The 5,531-nt window shown below is 63.2% G+C and carries 6 protein-coding genes; 4 read left to right on the forward strand and 2 right to left on the reverse strand.

Going from position 1 to position 5,531, the window contains the following annotated elements; translation table 11 throughout:
- Positions 1-172: 172 nt before the first annotated feature.
- On the forward strand, positions 173-646 hold the full coding sequence (mce, locus tag QRN54_RS08920) for a methylmalonyl-CoA epimerase (RefSeq protein WP_007733251.1): 474 nt from the start codon (positions 173-175) through the stop codon (positions 644-646).
- 40 nt (positions 647-686) lie between these two features.
- Positions 687-1,745: a hypothetical protein gene (locus QRN54_RS08925; protein WP_042452411.1), complete on the forward strand. Its 1,059-nt coding sequence runs from the start codon at positions 687-689 to the stop codon at positions 1,743-1,745.
- Positions 1,746-1,752: 7 nt separating this feature from the next.
- Here QRN54_RS08925 and QRN54_RS08930 read toward each other — a convergent pair whose 3' ends face one another.
- Together QRN54_RS08930 and nucS are read right to left on the reverse strand one after the other, a co-directional pair.
- A complete protein-coding gene (locus QRN54_RS08930) occupies positions 1,753-2,097 on the reverse strand; it encodes an Rv1322 family protein (protein WP_054828484.1) in 345 nt (114 codons plus the stop codon).
- 19 nt (positions 2,098-2,116) lie between these two features.
- On the reverse strand, positions 2,117-2,791 hold the full coding sequence (gene nucS, locus QRN54_RS08935) for an endonuclease NucS (RefSeq protein WP_007733244.1): 675 nt from the start codon (positions 2,789-2,791) through the stop codon (positions 2,117-2,119).
- A 42-nt stretch (positions 2,792-2,833) separates the two neighbouring features.
- Between nucS and QRN54_RS08940 the strand changes: the two genes are divergently transcribed.
- Both QRN54_RS08940 and QRN54_RS08945 read left to right on the forward strand, forming a co-directional pair.
- Positions 2,834-4,426 (forward strand): adenylate/guanylate cyclase domain-containing protein, encoded by a 1,593-nt coding sequence (locus tag QRN54_RS08940; RefSeq protein WP_118606755.1) that lies wholly within the window; start codon positions 2,834-2,836, stop codon positions 4,424-4,426.
- Between the two features lie 141 nt (positions 4,427-4,567).
- Positions 4,568-5,194, forward strand: a complete 627-nt coding sequence (locus QRN54_RS08945) for a dihydrofolate reductase family protein (protein ID WP_285181872.1) — start codon at positions 4,568-4,570, stop codon at positions 5,192-5,194.
- Positions 5,195-5,531: the final 337 nt, after the last annotated feature.

The raw sequence follows: 5,531 nt of genomic DNA on the forward strand, positions 1-5,531 counted from the left end.
TTCAACGATCCGAGGAGTCGACCCATCGGGGTACGAGCTCCCGCAACAATCACAGAACTGGTCACGATTTCCTCCGGCTGCAAAAGAGAGATAGTCGTCGGTTCCGTGCGGCCTAAGAGCCAAGTCACATCCCGACGTGTACTCCTCAAACGGTAGCGCTACCGTGAAAGGTATGACACAGACCTCCCCCAGTTCTGCACTCGCACCTTTGTCGTCCGACCTCGTCGTCGCGATCGATCACGTCGGGATCGCGGTGCCCGATCTCGACGTGGCAATCGAGTGGTACACGCAGCACCTGGGCATGGTGTCGACCCACGAGGAAATCAACGAATCGCAGGGCGTGCGTGAGGCCATGCTCTCCGTCGTCGGCTCCCCCGCCGGATCCACTGCCGTTCAGCTGCTCGCGCCTCTGGACGAGAACTCGACCATCGCCAAGTTCATCGACCGAAGCGGCCCCGGCCTCCAGCAGCTCGCCTACCGGGTCACCGACATCGACGCCATCTCCGCCGAGCTTCGCGACCGCGGGGTTCGGTTGCTGTACGACGCTCCCCGACGCGGTACGGCCAACTCGCGCATCAACTTCATCCACCCGAAGGACGCCGGCGGCGTCCTGGTGGAACTGGTCGAACCCGACGCGAGCCACTAGCAGACCCGACTCCAGCTCGTATGCCAGGTAGATTGTCGCCATGGCATACGAGCAGGACCGCGGTTCGATCCAACTTCCGTTCCAGATCGCACGGAAGGGATACGACCGCGACGAGGTACGTAACTACTTCGAGCGATTCGACGCGGAGCTGCGAGTTACCGCGGCTGATCGTGATGCTGCCGCTGCGCAGGCCCGTGACCTCGCCAAGCAGCTCGACGATGCACGCGACGACATCGACGACCTCCGCAAGGACGTCGACCGCCTCTCGGTACCGCCCACCACTGCGGAGGGCATGAGCGATCGCATCAGCCGCATGCTGCGCCTTGCCTCCGACGAGGCCTCGGAGGTGCGCGCGAAGGCCGAGGCCGACGCAGCCGAGATGACCTCCATCGCCGAACAGGACGGCGCCCGCCTTCGTGGTCACTACGAGTCGCTGATCGCCGAACTCGAGGACCGTCGCAACGCGATGGAAACCATGCACGAGCAGACCATGGCGCAGGCCCGTACCGAAGCCGCCCGGATCGTCGAAGCCGCGCAGGCCGAGCGGGATCGACTGGCTGCCGAGTCCGAGGCCAAGCGCACTCAGATCCGCGAAGACTTCGACATCTCGATGTCGGAGCGCCGCGCCAAGGTCGTCGCCGCCGTCAATGAGCTGGAGTCGTCGAGCAAAGCAGAGGCCGAGCGTCGACTCGCCGATGCGTCGCACGAGGCTCAGCGCAGGCTGCAGGCCGCCACTGATCAGTCCGAGCGCAAGATCGCTCACGCGAAGGAACTCACCGAAGAACTGCGCGTTCTCCGAGGCCGAATCCTGGCTCAGCTCTTGGGCATTCGCGGACAACTCGATTCGGTTCCGGCCATGCTCGCATCGGTCAACCGGGAGAGCGAACTCCTCGATGCACCGCCCGCTCCGGTCATCGTCGAAGCCGAGGAAGATCTCGAGATCGAAGACAAGAAGGCCGACGCAGATCCGGTCGACTCAGATAAGGTCAAATCAGAACCGAGTATCGACGAAGACGACGTTCTCGAGGACTCGGACGAGACGAACACCGCCGAGATCGACACCCGCGCCGTCGAGCAGCGAGCCCAGTCCAGGAACTGATCGACGCTCAGGACCACCGTCTGGTCAGGCTGCGCGTACCGCGGCCTGACCAGCATCCGGTGTGCCAGTGTCGACGCTCGTTCGCGCCGCCCGGTTCCGAAGGCCACGTCACCACGTGAGCGACGCCGGGTCTGATGTCGTGATCACAACCGGGGCATCGATAGAACTTCGTCGCGTTGGAGCCGGGTATCGGCCTGACCATGTACATTTCACCGCCCGGCCCGGGTTCCTCCCGGACCAGCGCTCCGCCGAACAACACGCCGCTTGGTGACGCCGACTCCGCGCTCGAATCCCGAGCACGCCGAGTATCCGTTCGACGGGTTTGCTTCGGCGAAGGTTTGCGGCGCGGCATGGTTCGAGTCTAAACAGCGTCAGAAGAGGCGGAACTCGGTGCTTTCGGTGCCCCGCAAGGCCTCGTAGTCAAGGACCAGGCAACGGATCCCACGGTCGTTGGCCAAAGTCTTTGCCTGCGGCTTGATCTGTTGCGCTGCAAAAACTCCCGTGACCGGCGCGAGCAGCGGATCGCGGTTGAGCAATTCGAGGTAGCGCGTCAACTGCTCGACGCCGTCGATCTCGCCGCGACGCTTGATCTCCACCGCCACCGATGCACCGTCCGCGTCTCGGACCAGAAGATCGACCGGCCCGATGGCCGTCATGTACTCACGCCGCACCAACGTGTAGCCGGGGCCGAGTGTCTCGACATGCTCCGCCAGAAGTTCTTGAAGGTGTGCCTCGACACCGTCCTTGATCAAACCCGGATCGAGGCCGAGTTCATACGACGAATCGTGCTCGACCTCTTCGAGAGTGATCCGCAGTTCCTCGCCCGCCTTGTTGGTGACGACCCACAGGATGTCGTCGCCGTCCCCGGTGGTCTCGACCAACCAGCACGGCGGACTCATCCAGTTGAGCGGCTTGTACGCCCGATCGTCGGCATGGATACTGACCGAGCCGTCGGCTTTGACCAACAGCAGTCGTCTTGCGGTAGGGAGGTGGGAGGTCAGGCGTCCCACATAGTCGACACGGCAACGAGCAATAACTAGGCGCACCGGACCACCCTAAGCGATCATTACGACTACTCTCGACACACTATGCAGCGAAGCCGTGTCCCGAGTGCGCCCCTGGGGTCGTGGCTGCTCGGATCCACCGACGAAAGCCCCAGGCGCCGCCGAATCCGCGTCCAGGCACTACTCACCGCGCCCCTCCTGGTCACAAACCTGATCGGAGCGGTACTGGCGATCGTGCTCATCGGATTCGTGGTTCCCGGACCCGAGATCATCCACCCCGAATTCGCATGGATCAACTTCATTGCCGTGCCCGTCTTCATCGGGTGTGTCTTTCTCATCGGACTTCTGTGGGGCACCAAACGGCTGATGCGGGATCTTCGATGGGCCACCGAGGATCACCCACCGACAGAGCAGAATCAACGCGCGGCGCTGCGCGGGCCGTGGCGACTGACCCGAGTGCAAGCCGTCCTGTGGACGGCCGCGCTCATCACCTTCACGACCATGTACGGAATCGTCGACCCCGACACTATTCCGAAAGTTCTGTTCACCGTGGCTTTCAGCGGTATCACCACGTGCGCTTTCTGCTACCTGCTCAGCGAGTTCGCACTCCGCCCGATTGCTGCGCGTGCACTCGAATCCGGAGCACCCCGCAAGGCTGCCGTTCTCGGACTGACCGGCCGGACAATCCTCGTCTGGCTGCTCGGAAGCGGAGTCCCCGTCACCGGTTTGATGCTCGTAGCGGTCTTCAGCTTCATCCGGCCTGCTTCGTGGCAAGCCCTCGCGACCGCGATCCTCGTCATCGGCGGGATCACTCTGTGCGTCGGACTCGGGCTGACATACATCAACATTCGGTCCGCCGCGGCCCCCATTCGGTCCGTGCGACGAGGAATGGAACAAGTCACCCGTGGCGACCTCACCGCGTCCGTCGTCGTGTACGACGGAACGGAACTGGGACTACTGCAGGCCGGCTTCAATCGCATGGCCGAGGGTCTGCGCGAGCGAGAGCGAATACGCGACCTCTTCGGGCGCCACGTCGGACACGAGGTTGCCGCAAACGCGGTTCGCCGAAACCCGGAACTCGGCGGTGAAGAACGTGACGTTGCCGTACTCTTCGTCGACGTCATCGGATCGACCACCATCGCGGCCACCAACTCCCCTACGGCGGTGGTCGCTCTACTCAACCGTTTCTTCGACGTCATAGTCGACGAGGTCGACGCACACGGCGGATTCGTCAACAAGTTCGAGGGCGACGCAGCGCTGGCGATCTTCGGAGCGCCGACGACACTCGACGATCACGCCGGCAGCGCACTCGCCGCTGCCCGCAAGATTCAGCAGCGCCTGCGTGCCGAGGTTCCGGAAGTGAGCGCGGGAATCGGCGTCGCCGCAGGTGTTGCCGTAGCCGGGAACGTCGGTGCGCGAGAAAGATTCGAGTACACCGTCATCGGTGATCCCGTCAACGAAGCGGCGCGACTGTCCGAAGTTGCCAAGACGGTTCCGGGTAACGTCGCCGCATCCGGTCGGGCTGTGGCTGCCGCTGACAGCGCCGAGGCTGCACAGTGGTCGATCACCGAGAACATCACCCTTCGCGGCCGCCTCGAACAGACCGAGCTCGCGATTCCGTGCGACGCCCTGGAGTCCGAGACCAGCCCGTCAGACTCCGTGCCCGTTCAGCCCTGACCCCAACGCCCCCCTGAGCGAACGGCACGTTCGGTCGATCCAAGGCGATCAACGCCACGTTCGCTCGATGACTTTCCCGCTTCTCGACGGTCTATATCGGCACAGCGAAAATCCGACGACGCCTGGGAGATGGGTACGACTATGAAACTGACGACCTTTACCATCGTCACTCTCGACGGGATGATGCAAGGACTCGATGGTCCGGACGAAGATCGCCGTGGCGGATTCGAGCGGGGCGGCTGGTCCGCGCCATTAGTGGACACCGAAGCCATGGATTACCTCGTCCAGGTCTACCAGCGAGCTGACGCGTTCCTGTTCGGGCGACACACGTACGAGATCTTCGCCGGCTATTGGGGCGCGTTCGAGAATCCCGACGTCAACCCCATTGCAAGCGCACTGAATTCGCGGCCCAAGTACCTTGCGTCGACGACGCTCACCGATCCGCAATGGACGAACACGACAGCCCTTTCAGGTGACACCGCCACAGCTCTCGGCGAACTGAAAGCCAGACCCGGCGGTGAGCTTCAGGTGCACGGCAGTGGCAACCTGTGCCGCTGGCTTTTCGCGAACGATCTGGTCGACGAGATGATCCTGCTGATCGTTCCGGTGGTGGTAGGCCAGGGCACGCGACTGTTTCCCGACTCCGGACCGGACATCGCACTAGAGCTGGCCGAATCGCGAGCCACATCAAAGGGCGTGACGATTCAGAGGTATCTGCCGGCTGGCCGGCCGAAGTATGCGACTGCCACGGCCGACGGCATCGACTGATCCGGGCAAAGTGCCTGTCGTCCTCAGGCGTTTTCACGCCCCTAATGGTGTGAACGTACCGTTCCCCTCGTCTAAGAGGGTGAGCGTGTCGTTCACTCCATGCCGGGGTGCCGGCGGCGTGCCCGCCCTTGATGGTGTGAACGGTACGTTGGGTCGATCTGAGGCGACGAAAGTGCCGTTCGCTCGAAGTCGGGGGCCGGCGAAGGTACTTTCGGGTGATGGTGGGGGTGTTTTGGGTACGAGAAAGCCCCCCAACCATGACTGGTTGGGGGGCTTCTCAAGTTGTGTTCGGCGGTGTCCTACTCTCCCACACCCTGTCGAGTGCAGTACCATCGGC

Origin of the sequence: Rhodococcus sp. MEB032 (assembly GCF_030208925.1) — a bacterium.
GTDB lineage: Bacteria > Actinomycetota > Actinomycetes > Mycobacteriales > Mycobacteriaceae > Rhodococcus_F > Rhodococcus_F qingshengii.